The 26,145-nt window shown below is 70.6% G+C and carries 22 protein-coding genes; 7 read left to right on the top strand and 15 right to left on the bottom strand.

Annotated elements, in window-relative coordinates; genetic code table 11:
- The first annotated feature begins 53 nt into the window (after nt 1-53).
- Complete coding sequence (locus ACF8ME_RS16720; protein WP_343739900.1) at nt 54-1,565, top strand: FAD-linked oxidase C-terminal domain-containing protein; 1,512 nt, start codon at nt 54-56, stop codon at nt 1,563-1,565.
- Nucleotides 1,566-1,631: 66 nt separating this feature from the next.
- Here the strand turns inward: ACF8ME_RS16720 and ACF8ME_RS16715 are convergent, their stop codons facing one another.
- Entirely contained in the window at nt 1,632-2,654 is a 1,023-nt protein-coding gene (locus tag ACF8ME_RS16715) for a hypothetical protein (RefSeq protein ID WP_392417450.1), read from the bottom strand.
- Nucleotides 2,655-2,773: 119 nt separating this feature from the next.
- On the opposite strand from ACF8ME_RS16715, the gene ACF8ME_RS16710 reads away from it, so the two are divergent.
- On the top strand, nt 2,774-3,196 hold the full coding sequence (locus tag ACF8ME_RS16710) for a hypothetical protein (RefSeq protein WP_016446649.1): 423 nt from the start codon (nt 2,774-2,776) through the stop codon (nt 3,194-3,196).
- 69 nt (nt 3,197-3,265) lie between these two features.
- Here ACF8ME_RS16710 and ACF8ME_RS16705 read toward each other — a convergent pair whose 3' ends face one another.
- The 7 genes from ACF8ME_RS16705 to ACF8ME_RS16675 all read right to left on the bottom strand — a co-directional run bounded on the left by ACF8ME_RS16705 (nt 3,266) and on the right by ACF8ME_RS16675 (nt 12,722).
- Nucleotides 3,266-3,616, bottom strand: coding sequence for a DUF4148 domain-containing protein (locus tag ACF8ME_RS16705; RefSeq protein ID WP_016446650.1), 351 nt, complete (start codon nt 3,614-3,616; stop codon nt 3,266-3,268).
- Nucleotides 3,617-3,802: 186 nt separating this feature from the next.
- Nucleotides 3,803-4,555: a carbon-nitrogen hydrolase family protein gene (locus ACF8ME_RS16700; RefSeq protein WP_016451966.1), complete on the bottom strand. Its 753-nt coding sequence runs from the start codon at nt 4,553-4,555 to the stop codon at nt 3,803-3,805.
- Entirely contained in the window at nt 4,552-6,039 is a 1,488-nt protein-coding gene (locus ACF8ME_RS16695) for a purine-cytosine permease family protein (protein ID WP_392417448.1), read from the bottom strand. Before ACF8ME_RS16695 ends, ACF8ME_RS16700 begins: the two co-directional genes overlap by 4 nt.
- Before the next feature lie 202 nt (nt 6,040-6,241).
- Entirely contained in the window at nt 6,242-9,415 is a 3,174-nt protein-coding gene (locus ACF8ME_RS16690) for a CusA/CzcA family heavy metal efflux RND transporter (RefSeq protein ID WP_392417446.1), read from the bottom strand.
- A gap of 23 nt (nt 9,416-9,438) precedes the next feature.
- Nucleotides 9,439-10,803 (bottom strand): efflux RND transporter periplasmic adaptor subunit, encoded by a 1,365-nt coding sequence (locus tag ACF8ME_RS16685; RefSeq protein ID WP_392417443.1) that lies wholly within the window; start codon nt 10,801-10,803, stop codon nt 9,439-9,441.
- Nucleotides 10,804-10,833: 30 nt separating this feature from the next.
- Nucleotides 10,834-12,135 carry a TolC family protein gene (locus ACF8ME_RS16680; protein ID WP_392417441.1) on the bottom strand — a complete coding sequence of 434 codons (1,302 nt, stop codon included), beginning with the start codon at nt 12,133-12,135 and terminating at the stop codon, nt 10,834-10,836.
- Between the two features lie 176 nt (nt 12,136-12,311).
- Entirely contained in the window at nt 12,312-12,722 is a 411-nt protein-coding gene (locus ACF8ME_RS16675; protein ID WP_223275155.1) for a hypothetical protein, read from the bottom strand.
- A gap of 153 nt (nt 12,723-12,875) precedes the next feature.
- On the opposite strand from ACF8ME_RS16675, the gene ACF8ME_RS16670 reads away from it, so the two are divergent.
- The 3 genes from ACF8ME_RS16670 to ACF8ME_RS16660 are packed head-to-tail and all read left to right on the top strand — an operon-like array spanning nt 12,876 to nt 15,405.
- Entirely contained in the window at nt 12,876-13,565 is a 690-nt protein-coding gene (locus ACF8ME_RS16670; RefSeq protein ID WP_252653264.1) for a heavy metal response regulator transcription factor, read from the top strand.
- Nucleotides 13,562-14,941 carry a heavy metal sensor histidine kinase gene (locus ACF8ME_RS16665; RefSeq protein ID WP_392417439.1) on the top strand — a complete coding sequence of 460 codons (1,380 nt, stop codon included), beginning with the start codon at nt 13,562-13,564 and terminating at the stop codon, nt 14,939-14,941. Before ACF8ME_RS16670 ends, ACF8ME_RS16665 begins: the two co-directional genes overlap by 4 nt.
- Before the next feature lie 35 nt (nt 14,942-14,976).
- Nucleotides 14,977-15,405, top strand: coding sequence for a hypothetical protein (locus ACF8ME_RS16660; protein WP_016451972.1), 429 nt, complete (start codon nt 14,977-14,979; stop codon nt 15,403-15,405).
- Between the two features lie 7 nt (nt 15,406-15,412).
- On the opposite strand, the gene ACF8ME_RS16655 is transcribed toward ACF8ME_RS16660, so the two are convergent.
- From ACF8ME_RS16655 to ACF8ME_RS16630, 6 genes are read right to left on the bottom strand one after another with little or no spacing between them, the layout of a single operon-like run.
- Nucleotides 15,413-15,850: a PaaI family thioesterase gene (locus ACF8ME_RS16655; protein ID WP_154835963.1), complete on the bottom strand. Its 438-nt coding sequence runs from the start codon at nt 15,848-15,850 to the stop codon at nt 15,413-15,415.
- Nucleotides 15,847-16,071, bottom strand: coding sequence for an acetyl-CoA carboxylase biotin carboxyl carrier protein subunit (locus ACF8ME_RS16650; RefSeq protein WP_012203026.1), 225 nt, complete (start codon nt 16,069-16,071; stop codon nt 15,847-15,849). Before ACF8ME_RS16650 ends, ACF8ME_RS16655 begins: the two co-directional genes overlap by 4 nt.
- A gap of 11 nt (nt 16,072-16,082) precedes the next feature.
- Complete coding sequence (locus ACF8ME_RS16645) at nt 16,083-17,444, bottom strand: acetyl/propionyl/methylcrotonyl-CoA carboxylase subunit alpha (RefSeq protein WP_392417437.1); 1,362 nt, start codon at nt 17,442-17,444, stop codon at nt 16,083-16,085.
- A complete protein-coding gene (locus ACF8ME_RS16640) occupies nt 17,441-19,558 on the bottom strand; it encodes an acetate--CoA ligase family protein (RefSeq protein ID WP_392417435.1) in 2,118 nt (705 codons plus the stop codon). The genes ACF8ME_RS16645 and ACF8ME_RS16640 overlap by 4 nt, the downstream gene beginning before the upstream one ends.
- 10 nt (nt 19,559-19,568) lie before the next feature.
- A complete protein-coding gene (locus ACF8ME_RS16635) occupies nt 19,569-20,588 on the bottom strand; it encodes a tripartite tricarboxylate transporter substrate binding protein (RefSeq protein ID WP_392417433.1) in 1,020 nt (339 codons plus the stop codon).
- 28 nt (nt 20,589-20,616) lie between these two features.
- Nucleotides 20,617-22,164 carry an acyl-CoA carboxylase subunit beta gene (locus tag ACF8ME_RS16630; protein WP_392417431.1) on the bottom strand — a complete coding sequence of 516 codons (1,548 nt, stop codon included), beginning with the start codon at nt 22,162-22,164 and terminating at the stop codon, nt 20,617-20,619.
- A 222-nt stretch (nt 22,165-22,386) separates the two neighbouring features.
- Here ACF8ME_RS16630 and ACF8ME_RS16625 point away from each other — a divergent pair, with 222 nt between their 5' ends.
- Together ACF8ME_RS16625 and ACF8ME_RS16620 are read left to right on the top strand one after the other, a co-directional pair.
- Complete coding sequence (locus ACF8ME_RS16625; protein ID WP_392417430.1) at nt 22,387-24,069, top strand: sigma-54 interaction domain-containing protein; 1,683 nt, start codon at nt 22,387-22,389, stop codon at nt 24,067-24,069.
- 127 nt (nt 24,070-24,196) lie between these two features.
- Complete coding sequence (locus tag ACF8ME_RS16620; RefSeq protein ID WP_392417428.1) at nt 24,197-25,198, top strand: arsenic resistance protein; 1,002 nt, start codon at nt 24,197-24,199, stop codon at nt 25,196-25,198.
- Here the strand turns inward: ACF8ME_RS16620 and ACF8ME_RS16615 are convergent.
- Complete coding sequence (locus tag ACF8ME_RS16615; RefSeq protein ID WP_392417427.1) at nt 25,174-26,118, bottom strand: siderophore ABC transporter substrate-binding protein; 945 nt, start codon at nt 26,116-26,118, stop codon at nt 25,174-25,176. The two genes, ACF8ME_RS16620 and ACF8ME_RS16615, sit on opposite strands and share 25 nt — an antisense overlap.
- Between the last annotated feature and the right edge of the window lie 27 nt (nt 26,119-26,145).

The following is a 26,145-nucleotide window of genomic DNA, read 5'->3' as shown; positions in this document are numbered from 1 at the left end:
AGTCAGGCCCCATGACTCCCGCCAGCTCCCCAGCCAGCCCCGCTCCCGGCGCCATGGCGTCGGCCGCCGCCGATGCGGCCCACCAGCAGCCCACGGCCTCCGAACGCGCGCGGCGCCAGGCCGAGGTCGTGGCCGCGCTGGCCCGCCATGTGCCCGCGCATGCCCTGCTGTGGAACGCCGAGGACACCACCCCCTATGAATGCGACGGACTCACGGCCTACCGCCAGCGCCCCCTGGTGGTCTGCCTGCCCGAGACCGAGGCCCAGGTCCAGGCCGTGCTGCGCGCCTGCCACGCCATCCAGGTGCCCGTGATCGCACGCGGCGCAGGCACCGGGCTGTCGGGCGGCGCCCTGCCCCATCCCATGGGCGTGACGCTGTCGCTGGCCAAGTTCAACAAGATCCTCCAGGTCGATGCCGCCAGCCGCACGGCCGTGGTGCAGTGCGGCGTGCGCAACCTGGCCATCAGCGAGGCTGCCGCGCCCTTCGGCCTGTACTACGCGCCCGATCCCAGCAGCCAGATCGCCTGCACCATCGGCGGCAACGTGGCCGAGAACTCGGGCGGCGTGCACTGCCTCAAGTACGGGCTGACCGTACACAACGTGCTGAAGGTGCGCGGCTTCACGGTGGAGGGCGAGCCGGTGGAGTTCGGCTCCACGGCGCTGGACACGCCGGGCTTCGACCTGCTGGCCATCCTGGTCGGCAGCGAAGGCATGCTGGCCGTGACCACCGAAGTCACCGTGCGCCTGATCCCCAAGCCCCAGCTGGCGCGCTGCATCATGGCCAGCTTCGACGACGTGCGCAAGGCTGGCGACGCCGTGGCCGCCGTGATCGCGGCCGGCATCATCCCGGCCGGGCTGGAGATGATGGACAAGCCCATGACGGCCGCCGTCGAGGACTTCGTCAAGGCCGGCTACGACCTCACGGCCGAGGCCATCCTGCTGTGCGAGAGCGACGGCACGCCCGAGGAAGTCGAGGAAGAGATCGCCCACATGAGCGAGGTGCTGCGCGGCGCCGGGGCCACGGCCATCACGGTGAGCGAAAGCGAGGCCGAGCGCCTGCGCTTCTGGAGCGGGCGCAAGAACGCCTTTCCCGCCAGCGGGCGCATCAGCCCCGACTACATGTGCATGGACTCCACCATCCCGCGCAAGCGCCTGGCCGACATCCTGCTGGCCATCCAGGAGATGGAAAAGAAATACGGCCTGCGCTGCGCCAACGTCTTCCACGCGGGCGACGGCAACCTGCACCCGCTGATCCTGTTCGATGCCAACGACCCCGACGAGCTGCACCGCTGCGAGCTGTTCGGCGCCGACATTCTGGAGACCAGCGTGGCCATGGGCGGCACGGTCACGGGCGAGCATGGCGTGGGCGTGGAAAAGCTCAACTCCATGTGCACCCAGTTCACCACGGCCGAGAACGACCAGATGTTCGCGCTCAAGGCCGCCTTCGACCCGCAGGCCCTGCTCAACCCCGGCAAGGTGATTCCCACGCTCAACCGCTGTGCCGAATACGGAAAGATGCTGGTGCGCGGCGGCCAGATCTCACACCCGGACCTGCCGAGATTCTGAGGCGTGGTGCAACCGGCGTGGTGCAACGGGCGCGGTGCAACCGGCGCCGTGCAGTCCTTCCCGCCCTCAGGGCTGCTGCAGGCAGCGCGCCCACAGTCCGTCAAGCGCCCGGGCCAATGCGCCTCCCTGGCGGGGCACGGCCTGGCCCTCGCCCAGGTCTTCGACCAGGGTGTCCAGCGGCATGGCTTCGGTCAGCGTGCGCACGCCGCACTCCATGGCCAGGGCCGTGTCCAGGTAGGCCACGCGTGCGCCGGCCACGCTCCAGCGCGTGAGCTCGCGCACGCGGCCCACCTGGCCCAGCCGCAGGCGCATGGCCTCCATGCGCGCGGCCAATGAGCGGCGTATGCGCTCGCCCGCCTCGGGGCGGTCTTCCTCCAGCCGGCGCAGCGCCGCCTCCTGCTGCTCCAGGGTGCGATCCATCGCCTGCAAGGCCGCCTCGCGGCCCAGCCGGGCCTCGTCGTAGCGCGGCAGGGCCGCGCGCAGCCGCACCAGCGTCCGCTCCCGCTCGCGCGCATAGACATGCCCGGCCGCGCGCCCGGCCTGCGCACAGGCCTGGGCTGCCAGCACCAGGCGCTGCGGCGCGGCCTCGGCACTGAGGCTTTGCGGACGGAAGCTGCCGCACTCCTTCATGTCCCCCAGCACACGCAGATCCTCCAGGTGCCGTTGCCTGTGGTCGGCATCCCTTTGCGCCTCCTGCGCGTGGCGCCGCAGCATCTCCTGCCGCTGCCGCTCCAGCACGAGCAGCTCACGCCATTCGCCACGCAACCGCGCCTCGAACCGGGCCTGTTCGCTTTCGGCGGCGCGCTGCAGTGGCCCGACCTCCTCGCGCAGACTGGCCTGCAGGTAGTCACGCACGCCTGCGCGCTCGCAGGCGTACTCGACGATGCGCCCGCCGCTGCCGTCTCCCACGCTGCGCCAGCTGCTGCGCGCGCAGGCCGACCTGTCCTGCAGCACCTGCCCTATCGACACGCCCGAGGCGGCGCCCCAGGGCGCAGCCCGCACGGTCAGCACCTCGCCATCGTCACCGCCGCAACCGCCCAGCAGCAGGGCCAGGCCCGCAGGCAGCAGCCACACTCCTTGCCAGCGCATGGGCCCTCCTGTGCTTGTGATTTCTGGTTGAGTCTTTGATGTTAACTATCAATCACATCGGATATGTGATTTTTCACAATACTCACTGCACAATCAGACTTATCCCATAGCGTGCCCGCATGCAGGATGCGAAGCAGCGGTTTGCGCAGAAATTACGTGATTCCCTGGAGGCCCGTGGCTATGAAGCCAAGCCCTCGGTGCTGGAGCGCGAATTCAACACACGCTTCTGGGGCAAGCCCATGTCGCAGCACGGCGTGCGTCTGTGGCTGCTGGGCAAGACCATGCCCAACACCAAGAAACTTGCTGCGCTGGCCGACTGGCTGCAGGTGCCGCTGGAGGAGTTCCTGCGCGCGCCGCAGCCGGCGCGTGAGGTGCGTGAGCCCAAGGGCAGCTGGTCCGCCGGTCTGGGCTACGAGGACAACGAGCTGTTCAAGATCTACCTGCGCCTTCCCGTACCCAAGCGCCGCCTGGCGCGCGATGTGATCCTGGCCATCGCACGCGCCCATGAGGCCGAGGAAGCGGAACGCGCCGCAGGCTCGTAGCCGCGCGGCGCGTCGGTCATCCCCTGATACGGCTGCTGCGGGGCAGCACTGCCTCGCCCCGCACGTGCATCAACCACCCATGGCACGCTGGCGTGCATCGCGCTGGGCAGGCGTTTCGTTGATCAGTTCATTGATCACTTCCTGCCGCGTCTTGCCGCCACCGGTCTGCGGTGCAGGCGCCGGGTAGACGCCGGCATTGAAGCGCGAGGTGCCGCCCTGGCGCACGGCCGCCTCGGCCTCGGCCGTCACCTGGGCGCGCGTCTTGCTGCTCTTGAAATGTTCGGGATGGACGACGGCACCCGCCTCGTTGTTGGCCGGGTGGATGTACCCGGCCGCCGATGCCATGCCCGGCAGCAGCAGCGCTGCCGATGCGACCAGGCCGGCGATCAGGGTTGCGGGGGTGAAACGGCGTTGCGACATGGTGTGTCCCTTTCAAAGAACGTTGGTGATTCGTTCTCCCCACGCCCCGCAAGGCGGAACGCCGGGGAGAGGACTCCAATGTAGAAATCACGTGCCCACACCAGCCCCACAGGATGGTGACATTGCTGTCATACAACCGACACAGATGACCGCGATGACCGAGACACTGCGGCGCCTCGGCGCTCGTCAGCCCCGGTACTGCGCACGCGCGCGGCCGGGCGCCAGAGGGTCCAGGCGCACGTCCAGCAGGCCCTCTGCATCGCCCGCGATGCGCGCCAGCGTCTGGCCGAAGGGATCGGCGAACTGGCTGCCTCCGCTGAAAGCGTAGCTGTCGCCAGGGCCCACGCGGTTGGCCATGGCGATGTAGCACTGGTTGTCCATCGCACGCACGGGCACGGCATGGCGATGGATGTGGCCGTGGGGGTGCATCATCCCGTCCATCAGCACGATCAGGTCCACGCCCTGCGCACCCAGCGCGCGGGCCGGTGCCGCAAACTCGATGTCGAAGCAGATCAGCATTCCCAGCCGCAGGCCGCGCCATTCGCATGTGGGCCAGCGCTCACCTGCCTCGAACACGCCCTGGTCCGAGTCGTAGAGCATGGTCTTGCGGTAGTGCAGCAGCACCTGCCCGTCGGCATCGATCAGCAGGCCGGCATTGAAGCGGCGGCCCTGGTCTGCTTCGGCCAGGCCGATGGCGACGGCCACGCCGGCTTGCCGCGCGGCCTCGCGCAGCGCGGTGGCCGAGGGGCCGTCCAGCGGCTCGGCCAGCTGCGCCACGTTGTCGGGCCGGGGAAATCCGCTGATGCAGGTTTCGGGAAAGACCAGCAGGTCGGCCTGACCCGCGCTGGCCCTGATCGTCTTCAGCGTCATCGCCAGGTTGCCGGCAATGTCGCCATCACGCAGACGGGGCTGGATGATGCGGATGCGGTGCTCCGTCATGGTGTGCGCTCCTTGGGATGCAAAAGGTGGCTGTCCTGCCGCGGCTGGCAACGGGCGGCCTCCTCGGCCTGCAGATCCAGGGTGCGGGCCAGCGCCCAGTAAAGGCTGCCGGCGACGAGAATGCCCGGCAGCCAGGCGAAGTCCACGCCGCCCAGCCGCTGCGCAGCCCAGCCGACGAAGACCGCATGGCCGTCCGTGGCGTCGTGGATGTGGAAGAAGGGCACCATGGCCGCAAAGCCGCCCAGATAGGCGCAGATGCCGCGCCAGCCCCAGGCGCCGTAGATGCCCTGTGGCGTGAAGAAATCGGCGATGGCGTAGCGGCCCTTGCGCACCAGGAAGTAGTCCACGAGGTTGACCGCCGTCCATGGCACCAGGAAGTACAGCAGCAGCGCCAGGAAGGAGTGCAGCAGTGCCACGCCGCTGCCCTGGATGGACAGCACGCACGCGAGGATGCCGACGCTGATCGCCGCGATGGCAAAAATACGGGCTGCGCGCGTGGGCCGCATGCCGCCCAGCGAATCCGCCGCCGTGAGCACGGTCAGCGCCGCGCTGTACGTGTTCAACGCGATGATGGGCAGGAAGGCCACGACGGCCAGGGCAGGCAGCAGCCGGTCCGCGCCCGGGAACAGGCCGGTGCCGATCCGTCCCAGCGCCGCCAGCGCGTCCCCGGCCTGCAGCCGCTGCGCCATCCAGGCGCCCAGCCCGATCATCCAGGCCCCGGACAGCGATGCACCCAGGAAGATGGCTGCGATCAGGCGCCGGGGCGCAGTGTGGCGCGGCAGGTAGCGCGAATAGTCGGACACATAGGGCGCATAGGAGATGTTGTAGCTGGCCGCGATGGTGAACTGCGCGGCAAAGGCGCTCCATGCGGATCCTGGCAATGGCTCCGACCGACCGTGCAAGGCGGGCTCGCCCACGCCTGCCAGCAACGCCAGCGTGGCCAGCGCATACAGGGGCAGCGCCAGCACCAGTGCATGGCGGAAGGCCCTGTGCATCACATCGTGGCCGCAGACCGCCAGCAAGGCGCCTGCCGCCACGGCCACGCAGGCCGTGGGCGCTGGCGGCAGGCCGAACACGGCCTGCATGCCCTGCATGATGAGCGAGACGTTGACGACGTTGAACCCCGTGAACACCAGCAGCGTGGCGCAAAGGGCCAGGGTGACGCCACGAAAGCCGAACTGCGCGCGCGACTGGATCATCTGCGGCAGCCCCAGCTGCGGCCCCTGCGCGCCGTGCAACGCCATGAACAGCGTGCCGAACATGATGCCCAGCGTCCCGGCCAGGGCGCTCCAGGGCGCCGAGAGCCCCAGCGACGGGCCGACGAAGCCGATGGAAAGCGTGAAGAAGTGGAAGTTGCCCAGGAACCAGAACGGCCCCTGGTCGGCGAGCCGCGCGTGGCGCTCGCTGTCGGGAATGCAGTCGATGGACCGGCTCTCCACGGCGATGCGGGCACGGCCGTGCTGTCCGCTGGCGGGGCTGTTCATGGCCTTGTCTCCTTCCCGTTGTCCTTGCTGTTGTGGGACGAATTCTAGGCAGGGGCTCGCAGCCGCTCCATGCCAAATGCGCGAGGTTCACATCGATGGGCAAAGATGTGTGGCCCGGGATATCCCGGGCATGAAGAAACCCGCTGCAGCCAGGCTGCAGCGGGTTCCAAAGTGGCCGCCCGGGTGCTGCCCGGGCGCCGCGTCACACGGCAGGTGCCGGCGCGGCGGGCGCGGGGTCTGTGCCGCTGGCTTCCGACGGATCATTGCGATGCACCAGCCGGTACAGCAGCGGCAGCACCAGCAGGGTCAGCAGCGTGGATGACAGGATGCCGCCGATCACCACCGTGGCCAGCGGCCGCTGCACCTCGGCGCCCGTGCCCGTGGCAATGGCCATGGGCACGAAGCCCAGCGAGGCCACCAGGGCCGTCATCAGCACGGGGCGCAGCCGGGTGAGCGCGCCCTCGGTCACGGCGTCGGGCACGCTGGCGCCCTGTTCGCGCAAGGTTCTGATCCAGGAGATCATGACCAGGCCGTTGAGCACGGCCACGCCCGACAGCGCGATGAAGCCCACCGCCGCCGAGATGGACAGCGGTATGTCGCGCAGCCACAGCGCCAGGATGCCGCCCGTGAGCGCGAACGGAATGCCCGTGAAGACCACCAGCCCGTCGCGCACATTGCCGAACATGGCGAACAGCAGCACGAAGACCATCAGCAAGGCCACGGGCACCACGATCTGCAGGCGGCGCGTGGCCGACTCCAGGTTCTCGAAGGTGCCGCCCCAGCGCGTCCAGTAGCCGGGCGGCAGCGACAGGCCTTGCAGCTTCTGCTGCGCCTCGCCCACGAAGGAGCCCATGTCGCGCCCGCGCACATTGGCGCTGACCACGATGCGGCGCTTGCCGTCTTCGCGGCTGACCTGGTTGGGGCCGGGCGCGGTCTCGAACGTGGCCACGGCCGACAGCGGCACGAAGCCGATGCGCCCGTCCGCCCCGCGCGGCAGGGCGATGGGCAGGCGGCTCAGGGCCTGCAGGTCGTTGCGCACGGCGTCCGGCAGGCGCACCTGGATGTCGAAGCGCCGGTCGCCCTGGAATACCGTGCCGGCCTCGGTGCCGCCCATGGCGGTGCTGATGGCGTCCTGCACATCGCCCATGTTCAGACCGTAGCGCGAGGCCTTTTCGCGGTCGATCTGCACGGTGAGCATGGGCAGGCCCGTGGTCTGCTCGACCTTGACCTCGGAGGCGCCCGCGATCTGCTGCAGCATGCCGGCCACGGTCTGGGCGCTTTTCTCCAGCACGGCCATGTCGTCGCCGAAGATCTTCACGGCCACGTCGCTGCGCACGCCCGAGATCAGCTCGTTGAAGCGCAGCTGGATCGGCTGGGAGAACTCGTAGTTGTTGCCCGGGATGCGGTCCACCGACGCCTGCACGGCGGCCAGCAGCTCATCGCGCGGGCGCGCCGGGTCGGGCCACTCGCTGCGGGCTTTCAGCATGATGTAGCCGTCGGAGATGTTGGGCGGCATGGGGTCGGAGGCGATCTCGGCCGTGCCGGTGCGCGCGAACACGCGGTCGATCTCGGGGAACTCCTTCTTGAGCGCCTTCTCGATCTGCATCTGCATTTGCAGCGACTGCGTGAGGCTGGTGCCGGGGATGCGCAGCGCCTGGATGGCGAAGTCCCCCTCGTTGAGGTTGGGCGCGAACTCGCTGCCCAGGCGCGTGGCCAGCAGCAGGCTCAGCGCCACGGCCACGGCGGCGGCCGTGAGCACCACGGCGGGCGCGGCCATGACGCGCGCCAGCACGGGCGCATAGCCGCGGCGTGCCCAGGCCATGAGGCGGTTCTCCTTCTCGGCCACCTTGTCGCCCATGAACAGCGCAATCGCCGCCGGGATGAAGGTGATGGACAGCAGCATGGCGCCGGCCAGCGCAATGACCACCGTGAGCGCCATGGGATGGAACATCTTCCCCTCCACACCCGTGAGCGCGAAGATGGGCAGGTAGACCACCATGATGATGAGCTGGCCGAACAGCAGCGGGCGGCGCGCTTCCTTCGCGGCGGCGAAGACTTCATGGAAGCGTTCGCTGCGCGTCAGCGACCGTCCTCGCGCCTCCTGTGCATGCGCCAGGCGGCGCACGCAGTTCTCCACGATGACCACGGCGCCGTCGATGATGATGCCGAAGTCCAGCGCCCCCAGGCTCATGAGGTTGGCGCTGACCTTGTAGTGCACCATGCCCGTGAAGGTGAACAGCATGGACAGCGGGATGATCAGCGCCGTGATCAGCGCCGCGCGCAGATTGCCCAGGAACAGGAAGAGGATGACCACCACCAGGGCCGCGCCCTCCACCAGGTTCTTCTTGACCGTGGCGATGGCCTTGTCCACCAGGTTGGTGCGGTCGTAGACGGTGATGGCCTTGACGCCAGGGGGCAGGCCCCGGTTGATCTCGGCCATGCGCTGGTCCACGGCGCGCGAGACGGTGCGGCTGTTCTCGCCGATCAGCATGAACACCGTGCCCAGCACCACCTCGCGGCCGTTGTCGGTGGCTGCGCCCGTGCGCAGCTCCTGGCCCAGCCCCACCTCGGCCAGGTCGCGGATGCGGATGGGCTGGCCCTGGGCCGAGCCCACGATGACCTCGCGGATGTCGGCGATGCCGCCGACCTGGCCCGGCGCGCGGATCAGGTACTGCTCGCCCTGGCGCTCGATGTAGCCGGCGCCCACGTTGGCGTTGTTGCGCTGCAGGGCGGTGACGATGTCGGCCAGCGTGAAGCCGTAGGCGGCCAGCTTCTCGGGCGCGGGCGCCACCAGGTACTCCTTGGCGTAGCCGCCGATGGAGTTGATCTCGGTGACGCCGGGCACGTTGCGCAGCTGCGGCTTGATGACCCAGTCCTGGATCTCGCGCAGGTCCATGGGCGTGTAGGGCGTGCCGTCGGGCTTTTTCGCACCGTCCTCGGCCTCCACGGTCCACAGGTAGATCTCGCCCAGGCCCGTGGAGATGGGGCCCAGCGTGGGCGTGATGCCGGCAGGCAGGCTGTCGCGCGCCTGCTGTATGCGCTCGCCCACCAGCTGCCGCGCAAAGTAGATGTCCGTGCCGTCCTTGAACACCACGGTGACCTGGGACAGGCCGTAGCGCGACAGCGAGCGCGTCTGCTCCAGGTGGGGCAGGCCGGCCATCACCGTCTCTATGGGATAGGTGACGCGCTGCTCGGTCTCCAGCGGCGAGTAGCCGCTGGCCTGGGTGTTGATCTGCACCTGGACATTGGTGATGTCGGGCACGGCGTCGATGGGCAGGCGCTGGTAGTTGTAGATGCCCAGGCCCGCCATGGCCAGCACGGCCAGCAGGACCAGCCAGCGCTGCTCTATGGCGAATCGGATGATGCGTTCAAACATGGAGTTCTCCGTTCATGCCCGCATCAATGGGAGTGCTCGGCCGTGGCCTTGCCCAGCTCGGCCTTGAGCATGAAGCTGCCCTCGGCCACGTAGGATTGGCCGGGTTTGAGGCCTTCGAGCACCTCGGTGGCCTTGCCATCGCTGCGGCCCACGCGCACGGGCTGGGCGCGGAAACCGCCCTGCACGGGCACGAAGACCACGGTCTGCTGCTCCATCTTCTGCAGTGCCTGCGTGGCCACGGCCAGCGGCGCCTGCCGGGACGATGCCGTCAGCTCCACATTCACGAACAGGCCCGGGCGCCACACGCCGTCGGGGTTGGGCAGGGTGATGCGCGCGGGGGCCGTGCGCGTGTCCTGGCCGATCAGGGCGCCCACATAGGCCACCTCGCCCGTGGCCGAGGAGTCGAAGGCCGTGGCGCGCACCGTGGCCTTCTCGCCCACGCGCACGGCGGGCAGGTCGGGCGCGGCCACGCGCATCTCGGCCCAGACGCTGCGCAGGTCGGAGATGGTGAAGACCTGGGTGGTGTCCTGCACGGCCTCGCCCACGGACAGGTGCTTTTCCACGATCACGCCGTCAAACGGCGCGCGCAGCTCGAAGCGGTTGAGCCCACCCGCACCACCGCCGGCACCGGCGCCCGTGGCGGCCAGCTTCTGCTGGGCGTTGGAGACGGCGATCTCGGCCTCGCGCAGCGCCTGGCGCGCCTGCAGGTAGTCCTGCTCGGCCGAGACCTTTTCCTCCCACAGCTGCTTTTCACGCGCATAGGTGGTGCGGGCCAGCTCCAGGCGCTTGCTGGCGGCCAGCAGTTCGCTGCGCTGCTCGGAGACGGCGGCGCTGCTGAGCACGGCCAGCAGCTGGCCCTTCTTCACGTTCTGGCCCAGGTTGGCGGGAACGCTCTCGGCAATGCCGGCCACGCGCGGCACGACGTGGGCCGTGCGGTCTTCGTTGAAGCGGATCTCCCCGGGCAGCTGCAGCACGGAGCGCACGGTGGCCGGGCCGGCCTCGGCCAGGCGCACGCCGGCCGCCTGCATGCGCTGGGCGTCCATGGCGATCAGGCCTTCGTCGTCGCCATGGCCGGCTTCGGCGGTGGCTGCGGGTTTGGCGGCGGGCTTGGCCTCGGCTTTTTCCGCCTTGGAATCTTCATGGTGCTCATCGTCGGCATGGCCTTCGTCGTGCTTGTGGCCATCTCCGGCTGCAGCGCCGTGGTGCTCGCCATCGGCATGGCCTGCGGCCTCGCTGTGGCCGTGGCCATGGCTGTCGGCCTTGGCGGCACCCGGCGGGCCGCTGCGCAGGATCAGCGTGGCGGCCAGCGCACCCAGGGCCAGGATGACGGCAATGGCCACGAGGGTGCGGCGCGGTGCCAGGGGGGAGGAGGAGGGCTTGTTGTTCATGGTCTGGATGCAATCAGGTTGCTATCGGAATCAGAGGCCGGATTCGGTGCCGAGCAGGCGGTCGATGTCGGCGGCGGCGCGGTGCGTGGCCAGCAGCTGGTCCAGGTACTGGCTGCGCGCTTCGGACCAGGTGCGCTGCGCGTCCAGCACGTCCAGGTAGGCGAACTTGCCCAGCGCAAAGCCGCGCGAAGCCAGCTCGTAGGCCGTGCGCGCCGTGGGCAGCACCTCCTCGGCCAGCTGGCGCGCCTGCTCGCGGCTGGACTGCAGCAGCTCGCGCGCCTCGAACAGCTGGGCCTGCAGCTGAACGCGCGTGGCCAGCAACTGCTCCTCGGCCTGGTCGGCCAGGCGCAGGGCCTGCAGCTGGTTGCCCCGGTTGCTGTCGAGCACGGGCAGGGGCACGGAGACGCCGACCACGAGCTGGTTGCGCCCGACCTCGGTGGCGCGCTTGACGCCCAGGCTGACGGTGGGATCGGGCAGGCGGCGCGCACGCTCCAGCTCGGCCGTGGCGCGGCTTTGCTCCAGCGCCTGGCGCGCACGCAGCACGGCGGGAGCCTGTTCGATGCGCTGCTGCAGGGCTGCCAGTTCCGGCAGCTGGGGCAGCGCGTCCACGGCGCCCTCGGCCTGGCCGAAGGGGCGCACGCTCTCGCCCCACAGCGCCTGCAGCTGGCCGCGCGCCACGCGCAGGGCAGAGCGGGCCCGGGCCTGCTCCAGCAGGGCGCCGGACTCGGCCACGCGGGCCCGGGTCTCCTCCAGCGGCGCCACCTTGCCGGCCGCCACGCGCCGGGCCGCCGCCTCGCGCGCGCTGCTGGCGATCTCCAGCGTCTGCCCGGCCAGGACCACGCGCTGCTGCGCGGCCAGCACGCCGAAAAAGGCCGCGCCCACATCGGCGCGCAGCGCGGCCTCGGTCCCTGCCAGTTCGGCGCGGGCCAGGTCGCGGCCGCGCTCGGCCACGCGCATGCGGGCCTCGCGCTTGCCGCCCACTTCCAGGGTCTGGTTCAGCTGCACGGTCAGCGTGCGGGTGCTGCGGCGCGTGTCCTCCTGCGACCAGGCCAGCTCGGGATTGGGCCGGGCCTGGCTTTGCAGCACGGCCCCCTCCGTGGCGGCCAGCGCCTGGCGGGCCGCGCGCAGGCCGGGATTGCCGTCCAGCGCCAGGGCCAGTGCCTGCTGCAGGTCCAGCGGCGGGCCATCAGGAAGGGATGCGCCTGCAAAGGCGGGTGGCGCCACGGAATCGGCCGGTGGCTCGGCGGCCTGCACGACGCCGCAGGCGGCCAGCGCCGCCAGCACCCACGGTGCGAAGGCTGTCCTCGACGGAAAGGACGAAGGAAAAGACATACACGGGCTCCTTGCCCGCAGCGCGGATCAGGCGTGATCGCTTGGTCGATCAGGCCCCACGCCACAGGGCGCGCACGGACGAGGGCCGCTGCGCGCGAAGGGATTTCTGGAAAATGCCGGTCCGGGGCGAAACAGGGCGATGAACGCCGAATGCCCGGCCGGCGGCTGCAGGAGCGTCAGCCCTGCCAGCGGGGCCGGTCGGGACGCAGCAGCACGGCCGAGGCATGCCGGCGCAGCGGCTCGGCGAATTGCGCGGGCGGCGGGGCCACCGGCGCCGCCTGCCAGTGCTGTGTGGCAGCGGCCACCCAGGCGTGGCACATGGAGCAGTCCACGCTGAGCGAGGACTGCAGGCCCTGGTCGGCCTTTTGCGCAGGCGGGCCGGACTCGGCATCCGTGCCCGTGCCCGCATGGCGCTCGGCGCCCATGCCGTGCAGGCTCACGCCATGGACATGGTGGCCGAAGTGCCGGGTCTCATGCCCGTCGTGGCGGCACAGCGCAGCGGCCGCCATCCAGGTCCACTGGAACAGCAGCGCGATCACGAGGATGGCAAGGGCGGCAAGACGGGGCCGGGTCATGGAAGAGGGCATGGCAGAAGTGCGGGATTGTCGGGCATGGCGTTTGACCCCAATCGCGACTGCCCCATGCCGGCGAGTCTAGGGCGGCGCAGCGACCCGGCGCTGTCGGGCACATGACAAATTTGTCATCTCCGAAAACCCTTGCCTGCCCCGACAATGCTCGGCATGAAAGTCCTGGTCATCGAAGACGAAACCAAGCTGGCCGACTACCTCCGCAAGGGCCTGACCGAGGAGGGGTTCGTGGTCGATGTCGCGCACAACGGCATCGACGGCCTGCACCTGGCCACCGAGCTGGCCTACGACCTCATCGTGCTCGACGGCATGCTGCCCGGCATCGACGGCCTGGCCGTGCTGGCGGCGCTGCGCCAATCGCGCCAGACGCCGGTGCTGATGCTGACGGCGCGCGGCCAGGTGGAGGACCGCGTGCGCGGCCTGCAAGGCGGCGCCGACGACTACCTGGTCAAGCCCTTCGCGTTCTCCGAGCTGGTGGCGCGCATGCATGTGCTGCTGCGCCGCGGCGGCGGCACGGCCCAGCCTGCGGCCGAGGCCACCACGCTGCGCATGGCCGACCTGGAGCTGGACCTGATACGCCGCCGCGCCACGCGCGCCGGCCAGCGCCTGGACCTGACGGCCAAGGAATTCAACCTGCTGAGCCTGCTGCTGCGCCGCCAGGGCGAGGTGCTGTCGCGCACCGAGCTGGCCTCCCAGGTCTGGGACATGAATTTCGACAGCGAGACCAACGTGGTCGAGGTGGCGGTGCGCCGCCTGCGCCTGAAGCTGGACCAACCCTTCGAGCAGCCGCTGCTGCACACGGTGCGCGGCATGGGCTATGTGCTGGAGTCGCGCGCACCGTGAGCGTTGCCCCTGCCGACATTCCCCACCTGGGCCGGCGCCTGTCGCGCTGGCTGGCCCTGCAGACCATGCTGGGCCTGGGCCTGGTGTGCGCGGCCGTCTACGGGGTGGCATCGATGACGCTGGAGCAGCACCAGCACGAGACGCTGGACCTCAAGCAGCAGGCCGTGCTGCACCTGATGACCGAAAGCCGCAGCGCCCACAACGAAGCCGGGCTGGCCCACATGCTGGACGACTTTCTCACGGGCCTGGACGAGATGTCGCTGCGCATCACCGACCTGCAGGGCCGCGTGCTCTACGAGCGCCTGCGCACGCCCAAGAATCCCGGCCGCACGCTGCAGCGCAGCTTCGAGGTGGTGCTGGCCGACAGTGGCCAGCATGCACAGGCACAGCTCACCCTGGACCGCGCCGACGACGACCGGCAGCTGTCCCTGCTGGCCTGGACGCTGGCCCTGGCTGCCGTGGGCGGCGCGCTGCTGGTGTCGCTGACCGGCATCTGGCTGGTGCGCCTGGGCCTGGCGCCGCTGCGACAGCTGACCGAGCAGACGCGCCAGCTGTCGGCCCAGGACCTGCAGCGGCGCCTGGACGACAGCGGGCAGCCGCAGGAGCTGCGGCCGCTGATCGCACAGTTCAACGCCCTGCTGGAGCGGCTGTCCGTGGCCTACCGGCAGATGGAGGCCTTCAACGCCGACGTGGCCCATGAGCTGAACACGCCGCTGACCACGCTGATCAGCAGCTGCGAGCTGGCCCTGCGCAAGCCGCGCAGCGAGGCCGAGCTGCGCGAGGTGCTGGCTTCCAACCTGGAGGACCTGCGGCGCATGGCCGGCATCGTGGCCGACATGCTGTTTCTCTCCCAGGCCGACCGGGGCCAGGGCGCGCGCCTGGCGCCCTGGGCCAGCCTGGCCGCGCTGGCCCACGAGGTCATCGACTTCCACGAGGCCGCGCTGCAGGAGGCCGACCTGCAGGTCGTCGTCGAGGGCGACGCGGCCGCCGAGGTCGATGCGCGGCTGCTGCGCCGGGCGCTGTCCAACCTGCTGGGCAATGCCACACGCTATGCACAGCGCGGCTCCACCATCACCGTGCAGATCGGCGCGCGGCCCTGTACCCACCACGGGGGCGCCGGCGATGTGGCGCTGGCGGTGCTCAACCGGGGCCCGGCCATCGATCCCGTCCACCTGCCGCGCCTGTTCGACCGCTTCTACCGCGCCGACGCCGCGCGCAGCCAGGCCGACCGCAACCATGGCCTGGGCCTGGCCATCGTGGCCGCCATCGCGCGCATGCACGGCGGGCGCTGCTTTGCCGAGTCCGAAGGCGGCTTCACGCGCATCGGCCTGGAACTGCCCGACAGCCCGAGCCCGCCGCGCGATTCCCCGGCCTGAACACAGGCACCGGAGCGGCGGCACAATGGCGCCCCATGACGCAAGACGCCCCCTCCTCCTACGCAACGCTGCTGGCCGAAGGCAATGCCCTGGTGGCCCAGGCGCAGCGGGCCGCCACCCAGGATTTCGCCCAGGCCCGGGCGCTGTGGCAGCAGGCCGGCAAGCATTTCTATCTGGCCCATAAGGCCGACCCCGACCAGGCGGAAGCCGCGTTTCGCCTGGCCCAGGCCTGGATGGCCGAAGCCCATGCGCTGCAAAAGGAAGAATCGCCGGACGCCGTGGTGATGTGGCGCAACGCCGCAGCGCAATGCGAGCTGGCGTTCGACCTGGAGCCCGAGAACGGCCGCCTGGCCATGACGGCCGCCAGCTGCCACATGTTCGGCGGCCAGCATGACGCGGCCAAGGCCTGGCAGCAGATCGGTCAGCATCTGCTGCCGCCGGCGCCCGAAGGCGACGGCGCCTGAAGCCAGGCTACAGCGCGATCAGCTTGAACACGGCCCGCGCCGTGCACACGGCCTGGCCCGCGCTGTCCAGCACATCGCCCTCGCAGAACACGGTGCGCGCGCCTGCGCGCAGCACGCGGGCCTCGATCAGCAGGTCGGTGGTGGCCGATGCCAGGAAATGCGTGCTCATCTCGATGGTCACCACGCCCAGCCCCAGCGGGTTGGACGAGCGCGCGGCCGCGCTCAGCGTGAAGTCCAGCGCGCTCATCAGCGCACCGCCATGGCCATGCCCCCGACTGTTGGCCAGGTGCGGGCGCATGGGCAGCCGCGTGCGCGCCAGGCCGGGCGCCAGGCTCACGGGCTCCAGGCCGATATGGGACATGAAGGGCACGTCGATGCCGAAGTAGCCGCGCGCCAGCGCGGCGGCCTCCAGGTCCGGGGTGGTGGAGATTCCAACGGCGTTCATCCGATCTCCGCAATCGCCTGGCCTTCGGCCACCGGCTCGCCCACGGCCACGAGCATGCGGCGCACGACGCCTGCCACCTCGCTTTCCACGGGAATCTCCATCTTCATGGACTCCACGATGATGAGGGTGTCGCCCAGGGCGACGGTGCCGCCTTCGGCGGCTTCCACAGCGGCCACGAGGCCGGCGATGGGGCTTGTGATCATGTTCGGGGTGGTGGTCATGGGTAGGGCTTTCAAAGGTGGGCCAGCACGCGCTGGGCGATGCCGGTGTCGATGCGCAGGTCCAGGAAATCGGCGTGGCCCAGGATGCGTTCGATGAAGGGGATGTTGGTCTTCACGCCCTCGATGCGGGTCTGCGCCAGCGCCTGGCGCAGCCGTGCGATGGCCTGGGCGCGGTCGCTGCCATGGGCCACGAGCTTGGCGACCATGGGGTCGTAGAAGGGCGTGACGCTGCAGCCCTGGGCATAGCCGGTCTCCACGCGCAGGCCTTCGCCCTGGGGCATCTCGAATCGGTCCAGGCGCCCCGGCGAGGGCAGGAAGCGCAGGGGGTCTTCGGCATAGATGCGCGCCTCGATGGCATGGCCGCTGGCCACGGGTTCGGCGGGCAGCACGTCGCCCATGCGCTCGCCGGCGGCCAGGCGGATCTGGGCCTCGACGATGTCGATGCCCGTGATCTCCTCGGTCACCGCATGCTCGACCTGCAGCCGCGTGTTCATCTCCAGGAAGACAAAGCCGTGCTGCGGCGTGTAGAGCATCTCCACGGTGCCGATCACGTCATAGCCCGTGCGCGCCAGCAGGCCGGCCAGCAGTTGCCGCATGTCGGCCAGGGCCTGCGCGGGAATGCCTGCGGAGCGGGCCTCTTCCACCACCTTCTGGTGGCGGCGCTGCACCGAGCAGTCGCGCTCGAACAGCACGCGCACCTCGCCATGGCGGTCGGCCAGCACCTGGAACTCGATGTGGCGCGGCGCCTCGATCAGCTTTTCCAGGTACAGCTCGGCCGTGCCGAAGTACTTGGCGGCCATGCCGCTGGCCTTGGACCAGGCGGCCTCCAGCTGCGGTGCATCGTGCGCGGGCAGCATGCCGATGCCGCCGCCCCCGCCTGCGGGCTTGACCAGCACGGGAAAGCCGATGCGCGCCGCCTCGGCCTGCGCCTCCTGCACGCTGTGCAGCACGGCCGAGCTGGCCGCCTGCGGCATGCCCTGGGCGGCCATGAAGGCCCGCGCCTGGGTCTTGTGGCCCAGCGTGCGTATCCAGTGCGGCGAGGGGCCGATGAAGCACAGGCCCTGGCGCCGCACGGCCTCGGCGAACTCCGCGTTCTCGGAGAGAAAGCCGTAGCCCGGGTGCACGGCATCGGCGCCGGTCTCGCGCGCCACCTGCAGCAGCCGCGCCTGGTCCAGATAGCTTTGCGCGGCGGGCGCAGGGCCTATGCACACGGCCTGGTCGGCCGCGCGCACATAGGGCAGGCCGGCATCGGCCTCGGAGTACACGGCCACGGATTCGAGGCCCATGCGCCGCAGCGTGCGGATCACGCGCGCGGCCACGGCGCCCCGGTTGGCGACCAGCACGCGGCGGATGGGGTGCGGGGCGCCGCTCATGCCGCCTCCGAGAGCGCAGCTGGCGCAGCGGCCACGGCCACCACCGCATCGACGATGACCGGCGCCTGCGCGCCGCGCGCCACGAGCACGGGATTGGCATCGACCGACTGCACGCGCCCGCCCTGGGCCAGCATCCAGTCGCCCAGCCTCACCATCATGGCGGCCACGGCGTCCAGCTCCACGGCCGGCATGCCGCGCACGGCCCCAAAGGCCGGGGCGATGGACAGGCGCGCAAGGGCATCCAGCGCCTGCCGCGCACTGAAGGGAGCCACGAGGAACTGCACGTCCCTGAGCGCCTCCACCAGCACGCCGCCCTGGCCGACCATGACCACCACGCCGAACTCGGCATCCACATGGGCACCCAGCGCCAGCTCGAAGTCGGCCTTGTGCTGGGCGCCCAGCAGCAGGCCGCCATCGGCCGCGCCCAGGCGGGCCAGCGTGGCGGCGAAGTCGCCAAAGGCCTGCAGCGCCTGCTCCGCCTCGCGGATGTTGAGCCGCACCAGGCCATGCTCGGACTTGTGCGGGAGATCGGCGGACACGCCCTTGGCCACCAGGGGCCGTGGCAGGGACTCGATGGCGGCACGCACCTCGTCCTCGCTCCTGCAGACCAGATGGCGCATCACCGGCAGGCCGGCGCGGGCGAGTTCGGACAGGCTGGAGGGCTCGTCCAGCGCAACCAGCGTGAGGGAGCTGGAGGCCGCCATCGGCACCGATGCCTCGGCAGACGGCGCCTGTGCCTGCCTGCCGCCGGCCTGCTCGGCCAGCAGCGCCAGGCCGCGCATGGCGGCGCGTTCGCTCCAGAAGGTGGGCACGCCCTGGGCCTGGAAGGCCTGGGCCACCCAGTCCTGGTTGACGCTGACCGCAATGGGCACGCCGGTATCGCGCGCAAAGCGGCTGGCCTGGCCCGCGAAGTCGGCGAAGTCATAGCCCTCGCCGCCGATCGGGAAGCCCACGTGAACGAGGTCCGCCGCACCGCTGCCCGACAAGGCCCGCAGCGTGTCGCCAAAGGTCTGCGGCCTGCCCAGCAGGGCCGTGGTCATGTCGATGGGATTGCGCGCCGTGACATAGGACGGCAGGGCCTGGGACAGGCCGTCCAGCGTGGCGGCATCGAACGGCTCCAGGGCCAGTCCGTATTCCTCGGCCGCGTCGGCCGACAGCACGCAGGTGGCGCCCGAATTGCTGATGCTGACCACGCGGCGACCGCGCGGCGCGGGCTGGGACAGGAACAGCGGCGCGTAGTCGATCAGCTCGCGGAAGTCGGCCAGGCGCGGTATGCCGTGCTGGCGCAGGAAGGCATCGGCCAGCGCGTCCTCGGCCGCCAGCGCGCCCGTGTGCGAGCTGGCCGTGGCCTGGCCTGCGCGCGTGCGGCCGGCCTTCACGGCCAGGATGGTGACGCCGCGCGCATGCGCCAGGCGCGCGGCCTCGGCCAGCCAGGCGCTTTGCCGCAGCGTCTCGATGTAGAGCACGACCAGGCGGATGCCTTCGTCCTCGACCACGGCGCGCACGGCCTCGGCGGCACAGACATCGGCCTCGTTGCCCGTGGACAGCATGTAGCGCACGCCGATGCCCGCGCGGCGCAGGCCGCCGTAGAGAATGGCCGCGCCCGCACCGCTCTGGCTGACGATGGCCACGGGGCCGTCGGCCGGCGCGTTCTCGTTGATCATGGTCGAGAAGTTGAGGATGGCGCCCGCGGCGAAGTTGGCCACGCCCTGGCAGTTGGGGCCGAACAGGCGCAGCCCGCCGCCTGGCGCCCGGCGCGCCCGCGCCACCAGGTCGGCCTGCTGCAGGCGACCGTCCTCGCCCAGCTCCGCAAAGCCGGACGAATAGATCACGGCCAGGCGCGCGCCCACGGCCACGCAGTCGTCGATGGCGGCGGCCACGTCCTCGCCGGGCAGGCTGATGACCACGGCATCGGGCGCCTCTGGCAGCGCGCGCAGCGAGGGGTAGGCAGCCAGGCCCTGGACCTCGGCGCGCTTGGGATTGACGGGCAGGATGCGGCCCGCGAAACCGTGGCGCCGCAGGTAATCGATGGGCCGGCCACCGGCCTTGATGGGGTTGTCGGAGGCGCCGAGGATGGCGACGGAGCGGGGGTTCAGTGCTTGCAACAGAGACATGCGTACCTCATCAATCCAAAGACAAGGCTTCGCGCTGGATCACTTGCCCCCAGTCGGCCACTTCCTTGGCGATGCGCTGGCCGAACGGCGCGGGCGGCATCATCACGGGCTCGCCCTGGCTGCTGAGCACGGCGCGGATGCGTGCGTCCTGCAGCACGCCCCTGGAGGCCTCGTAGAGCCGGTTGACGATGGCCGGCGGCGTGCCCGCGGGCGCCAGCAGGCCGGCCCAGAAGGTGACGTCGAAATCGGCATAGCCGGCCTCGGCCATGGTGGGCACCTCGGGCAGCTGCTGCATGCGCCGGGGCGCGGTGACGGCCAGCGCCACGAGCTTGCCGCTGGCGATGTGGGGCAGCGCGCTCCAGGTGTCGAACTGCGTGTCCAGCTCGCCGCTGAGCACAGCCATCTGCGCCTGCGATGCGCTCTTGTAGGGCACATGCGTGGTCTTCACGCCCGTGCGGTTGCTCCAGGCCGCATAGGCCAGGTGGGCGATGTTGCCGGGGCCGGCCGAGCCGTAGCTGAGCTTGTCGGGATGGCCCTTGGCGAAGGCGATCACATCCTTGGCCGAGCGGATCTGGTGCTTCTGCGCCCACTCGGGGTTGACGGTGAGGATGAAGGGCGCATCCAGCACCATGGTGATGGGCGCGAAGTCCTTGGCGCGGTAGGTGATCTTCTTGTAGATCTGGGGGTTGATGGTGATGCTGCTGGAGTTGGTGACCAGCAGGGTGTAGCCGTCGGGCGCGGCGCGCGCCACCTCGCCCACGCCGATGGCGCCGTTGGCGCCGGGCTTGTTCTCCACCACCACGGGCTGGCGCAGCGACTTGCTCAGCGGCTCGGACAGCGCGCGTGCAATGGTGTCGGTGAACGAGCCTGCAGGAAAGCCGACCACGATGCGCACGGGGCGCGTGGGCCACTTGTCCTCCTGGGGGGCCTGGGCCTGGGCCGCCGTCGCGGCGCAGATGGTCAGGCACGGCGCCAGGCACAGGGCCAGGGCGGTGCGGCGCGAGGGCGCGCGCGGTTGTCTGGTTGCCATTGCTTTGTCTCCTTGGGTTTTTATGCGTTCAGGGCCGCAGGCCGAACTGCGGCGCTCCGGCCTCGCGCAGCGGCGCGGCCAGTTCCACGAATTCGCTGAGCAGGGCGCGCGTGTCGCGCGGATCGATCACCTCGTCGATGCCGAAGGCCTCGGCCGTGCGGAAGGGCGAGGTCAGGCTGCGCACGCGCTGCTCGATCTCGGCGCGCTTTTGCACGGGGTCGTCGGCGCCTTCGATCTCGGCCTTGTAGGCCACCTCCAGCCCGCCCTCGATGGGCAGCGAGCCCCAGTTGGCCGAGGGCCAGGCATAGCGGAAGTTGAAGCGGCCCATGTGCTGGTGGCCGGCCGCCGCCACGCCGTAGGCGCGGCGGATGAGGATGCTGCACCAGGGCACGGTGGCCTGGTAGACGGCGGCCAGGGCGCGCACGCCGTAGCGCATGACGCCGGCCTTCTCGGCCTCCACGCCGATCTGGAAGCCCGCGATGTCCACCAGGTTGACCACGGGCAGGTGGAAGGTCTGGGCCATGTCCACGAAGCGCGTGAACTTCTCGGCCGAGGGACCGTCCCAGCCGCCGCCGTAGAAGTACGGGTCGCTGGCCACCACGGCCACGGGCCAGCCGTCGATGCGCGCCAGCCCGGTGACGATGGCCCGACCCCAGTGGCGGCCCGTCTCCAGGAAGGAGCCCTCATCGACCAGGCATTCGACGATGGGCCGGATCTTGTAGACCTTGCGGCCATCACGCGGAATGGCCGACAGCAGCCATTCGTCGCGCCGCCGCGGATCGTCCTGCGGCGCGGTGCGCGCAGGCAGCTCGTACACCGACGATGGCAGGTAGGACAGGAAGCGGCGCACGCGCTCGAAGGCCTCCTGCTCGGTGGTCACCTCGTCATCGACCACGCCGTTGCGCGTGTGCACCTGGCTGCCGCCCAGCTCGTTCTTGGTCACGTTCTGGCCGATGCGCGCCACCACGGGCGGGCCGGCATTGAACAGCTGGGCGGTCTCCCTGACCATCACCGAGTAATGGCTGGAGGCCACGCGCGCCGCGCCCATGCCGGCCACCGAGCCCAGGGCCAGCGAGACCACGGGCACGGTGGACAGGTTCTGCACCACCTGGCTCCAGACCTTCATGGTGGGCACGCTGGTGTAGCCCTTGGTCTCGATGTTGCGCACCGAGCCGCCGCCGCCCGTGCCGTCCACCAGGCGCACCATGGGCAGGCGCAGGTCGTGCGCCATCTTCTCGGCAAAGATCAGCTTGTCGCCCACGGCGCCGTCGTTGGCGCCGCCGCGCACCGTGAAATCGTCGCCCACCACGACCACGGGCCGCCCGCCCACGCGCGCCCGCCCCATGATGAGGTTGGAGGGCGTGAAGTCCGTCAGCCTGCCCAGGCTGTCGTACTGGCCCGAGCCGGTGAGCGAGCCCACCTCCACGAAGGACTGCGCGTCCGTGCAGGCATCGATGCGCTCGCGCACCGTGAGCTTGCCGGCGGCCTTGTGCCGCGCCACCTTGTCCTCTCCGCCCAGTTTGGCCGCCAGTGCGCGGCGGTATGCGATCTCGTCCACTTCGGGTTGCCAGCTCATGTCGTCGTGTCTCCTTGTGCCTGTGGAGATGCACAAGGCGTGCCAGAACGCAGTGCGTTGAATTCAAAGGATTTTTTCCACAGTCGACCTTCACGTGTCCACATCAAGGACAACCTCGAAGACACGGGTTGGGTACTGTCTTCAATGGAGACACCACGGGGACAGACCCGTGGCCTGCGCGCCGCTAGAGTGCGTTCACCCCAGCCACTGCCCGCCATGCCCATGTCCAGCTCCCCCGACCACCGATTCGGCGTTCTCGTCTGGCGACGCGACTCGCCCGAGCCCGTGGCGCGGCTGGGCCTGGCGCAGGAGCCGCTGCTGCATGCAGCCGTCACCGAGGCCCTGGCCCGCGCGCACGGCGACGGGCACAACCCCATCGGCCATGGCCAGCTGCTGCACGTGGAAACACCGGGCCCGCGCGGCACGGTGGCCCGCCATGTGGCCGTGGTGCTGGCCGATGCCGAGGGCGAGGTCGCCCTGCTGCGCCCGGCCGACGAGGCGGCGGCGCTGTTCGACATGGTGGCCAGCGTGCCCTTCGCCTTCGCCATCCTCAACATGTTCCTGACCAACCCGTACCAGGCGATCACGGTGGCCGACCATGAAGGGCTGATGCGCTACATCAGCCCCGTGCACGAGAAGTTCTTCGGCCTGGCGCCCGGCACGGCCGCGGGCCGGCGCGCCGAGGACGTGATCCCCAACTCGCGCCTGCCCCACGTGGTGCGCAGCGGCCGGGCCGAGATCGGCGACCTGCAGCAGCTGGGGCCTGGCGTGAGCCGCATCGTCAACCGCATGCCGGTCTACGAGGGCGGCGCCGTGGTGGGCGCCGTGGGCCAGGTCAGCTTCAGCGGCGTGGAGGCACTCAACCGCATGCAGCAGCGGCTGAACCAGCTGCATGACGAGGTGCAGCACTACAAGCGCGAACTGAGCCAGTTGCGCGGCGGCACGCCCACGGCGCAGATGGTGGGCGCCAGTGCCCCCATGCAAAGGCTGGCCCGCGAGATCGACGCCGTGGCGCGGTTGGACGTGCCCGTGCTCATCCTGGGCGAGAGCGGCAGCGGCAAGGAACTGGTGGCCCAGGCCCTGCATGCGCGCGGGCGCGATGCCGACGCGCCCCTGGTCAGCCTCAACCTCGCGGCGCTGCCGGCCACGCTGATCGAGTCCGAGCTGTTCGGCTACGAGGCCGGCGCCTTCACGGGCGGGCGCAGGCAGGGCCAGCCCGGCAAGCTGGAGCAGGCCGAGGGCGGCACGCTCTTCCTCGACGAGGTGGCCGACATTCCCATGGAAATCCAGGTCAAGCTGCTGCGCGTGCTGGAGGACCGCCAGGTGCAGCGCCTGGGCGCGCACAGCGGCCGGCAGGTGAACTTCCGCATCGTGGCCGCCACGCACCGCGACCTGCGCGGCCTCATCGACAGCGGCCGCTTCCGGCTGGACCTGTTCTACCGCCTCAGCGGCGTGGTGCTGCATGTGCCCGCCCTGCGCCAGCGCCTGGAGGACATCCCGGCCCTGGTGCAGCGCTTTGCCCAGTCGTTCTGCGAGCGCAACGGCATCGCGCTGCCGCGCATCGCGCCCGGCGTCATGCCCTACCTGGCCCGGCAGGCCTGGCCCGGCAATGTGCGCCAGCTGCGCCAGCGCGTGGAAGAGGCCCTGGTGTTCTGCGACGGCCACCTGCTGGGCGTGGACAACTTCGCGCGCCACGAGGACCCGCTGGCCGGCGCGCGACCTTCACCCGTTGCCGAGGCCGACATGCCCTCCACCGGCGCCGTGGCCCCGCTCAAGGACCAGGAGCGCAACGCCATCCTCGACGCCATCGCACGCTGCGGCGGCAACAAGAAGCTGGCCGCGCAGGAGCTGGGCATCTCGCGCTCCTATCTGTACAAGGTGCTGGGCGCGGCAAACCAGGGCTGATCCCTGCGGGCCCAGGGCCAGCAGGGGAATGAAGCAGCGGGCCGGCTGTGCCGTTGCCATACTAGGCGCCCCACATCCGCCCCACATCCGCGTACCCGCCCCGTACCCGCCGCCATCGGCCTCCTGAATGCAAGACACCCGAGACGCGCTCGAACAGCGCCAGATCCCCATCTACTTCGCCGCCGTGGCCCTGGCCGCAGTTGCCGCCTGGGCGCTGCCCGGCACGGGCGTGCTGGAGCGTGCCATCAACCCCGCGCTGGCACTGATGCTCTATGTGACCTTCTTGCAGGTGCCCGTGGCCGAGCTGCGGCGCGCCTTCGGCCAGGTGCGCTTCCTGGCCGCGCTGATGGTGGCCAACTTCATCGTGGTGCCGCTGCTGGTCTGGGCCCTGCTGCAGTTCCTGCCCGCCGCCCCCCTGCTGCGCCTGGGCGCGCTGCTGGTGCTGCTGGCGCCCTGCATCGACTACGTGGTCACCTTCTCCCACCTGGGACGCGCCGATGCGCGCCTGCTGCTGGCGGCCACGCCGGCCCTGCTGATCGCGCAGATGCTGGCCCTGCCCGGCTACCTGGGCCTGTTCCTGGGCGACGATGCGGCGCGGCTGGTCCAGGCGGGGCCTTTCCTGCATGCGTTCGTGTGGCTGATCGCCGTGCCGCTGGCCCTGGCCGCTGCCACCCAGTGGTGGGCGGCACGCAGCCGTCGCGGGGCCAGCGCCTCGGCATGGCTGGGCCTGCTGCCCGTGCCGGCCACCGCGCTGGTGCTGTTCGTGGTGATCGCCTCCGTGCTGCCCCAATTGGGCCCGGCCACGCAGGCCGCCTGGAGCATGGTGCCCGTCTATGCGGCCTTTGCGGTGGCGGCACCCGCACTGGGCTGGCTGGTGGCGCGCGCCTTTCGGCTCCCGGCAGCCTCGGGCCGCGCCGTCGCGTTCAGCGCGGGCACGCGCAACTCCCTGGTCGTGCTGCCGCTGGCCCTGGCCGTGCCTGGCGCCATTCCCGTGCTGCCGGCCGTCATCGTCACGCAGACGCTGGTGGAGCTGCTGGCCGAGCTGGCCTATGTGCGCGTGATTGCGCTGTGGGGCCGGGACCGGGAGCCGGCCCTGGCCCGCGGTCAACGCGATGACGCCGCGCCATAGGCCTGGCGCAGCTGCGCCATGTTGTCCAGCAGCGCCGTCGGCCCGGCGCTGCCCATCAGGTACCAGCCCTTGGGATCGAGGAAGACGACCTGCCCCTTGCGGCCGGCCGCCGTGGCGTGGATCCGCGCGTTGTCGAACACCTTGCGTGAAGCCATGATCTCGCCGCCGCCTGCCGCCTGGCCCGTGGCCGTGTTGCGGTCGATGACGTAGATCCACTCGGGGCCCAGCCGCGCCACATCATCGAAGCCGTAGGCGGTGCCGCGGGCTGGCAGTTGCGCAGCCGATAGCGCCGAGCGCGCGCCGAACACATCGAACAGAAAGCCGAAGCGCGATCCCGGCGCCTGCGGCAGGAGCTTGTCGTTCACGGCCATCAGCAGCAGGCCCGGCGCGGCCTGCGAGGCCTGGGCACGCAGGCCCTGCAGCTCGGCGTGGATGCGCTGCACCAGCGCACGGCCCTGCGCCTGGCGGCCGAACAGCAGCGCCAGCGTGGCGATGTTGCGTTCGATATCGGCCAGCATGTGCTTGCCGCTGACGCTCAGGTCCAGCGTGGGCGCGATGCGTCCCAGCACCTCGGCCTTGCCGGCCGAGCGCCCGCCCACGACGATCAGGTCGGGCGCCAGCCGGCTCAGCGCCTCGTAGTCGGGCTCGAACAGCCCGCCCGCCGCAGGCCGCTGCGCGAAGCTGTCCAGGTACCGGGGCAGCTGCGCCCGGGGCACGCCTGCGACCGCCGACGCGGGCACGCCCAGCGCATGCAGTGCATCCAGCGCCCCCAGGTCATAAACCACCGCGCGCCGGGGTGCGCCGGGCAGGCTGGTCATTCCCCCGGCATGCCGCACGGACAGCGGGGCCGCCACCGCAGTCCCCAGGAACAAGGCCGGCAGGGCCAGCGCCGCCGCACGGCGCGTGATATCGAAGGTCATGGCAAAGAATCCCAGGAAAAAAATGAA

Source organism: Delftia sp. WSY_7 (genome assembly GCF_043104845.1).
Classification (GTDB): domain Bacteria; phylum Pseudomonadota; class Gammaproteobacteria; order Burkholderiales; family Burkholderiaceae_C; genus Comamonas; species Comamonas tsuruhatensis.
Note: the sequence above shows the minus strand (reverse complement) of the source record. Positions and strands in the feature narration are given on the sequence as shown.